Here is a 557-nt window from a genome sequence, read left to right on the forward strand (position 1 = left end):
GGCCGCCTACGCGCGCCTGCCGGTGGGCGACCCGCTCGAGGACGGCACCCTGGTCGGACCGTTGGTCGACCAGGCCGCCTTCGATGCCATGCAGGCCGCGCTGCGCGCCGCCGAGGCGCAGGGCGGGCAGGTGAGCGGCGGCGAGCGCGTGCTCGCACAGCAATACCCCGATGCCTGGTACGTGCGCCCGGCCATCGTCCGGATGCCGCGCCAGACCGACACCGTGCGCCAGGAGACCTTCGCCCCCATCCTCTACGTGCTGGAATACGAGCACTTCGAGGACGCCATCGCCTTGCAGAACGACGTCCCGCAAGGCCTGTCCTCGGCCATCTTCAGCAACGACGTGCGCGAGACCGAAGCCTTCCTCGCCGCCGACGGCTCGGACTGCGGCATCGCGAACGTCAACATCGGCACCTCCGGAGCCGAGATCGGCGGGGCATTCGGCGGCGACAAGGAAACCGGCGGCGGGCGCGAATCCGGCTCGGACGCCTGGAAGGCCTACATGCGCCGCGCGACCAACACCATCAACTACTCGCGCGAGCTGCCGCTCGCGCAGG

General features: G+C 70.9%; 1 protein-coding gene. It reads left to right on the forward strand.

Annotated elements, in window-relative coordinates:
* Positions 1 to 557: aldehyde dehydrogenase family protein (locus A612_RS01825; RefSeq protein ID WP_019372910.1), on the forward strand; the 557-nt coding region annotated here is incomplete at both ends.

Origin of the sequence: Melaminivora alkalimesophila, assembly GCF_000282995.1 — a bacterium.
GTDB lineage: Bacteria > Pseudomonadota > Gammaproteobacteria > Burkholderiales > Burkholderiaceae_C > Melaminivora > Melaminivora alkalimesophila.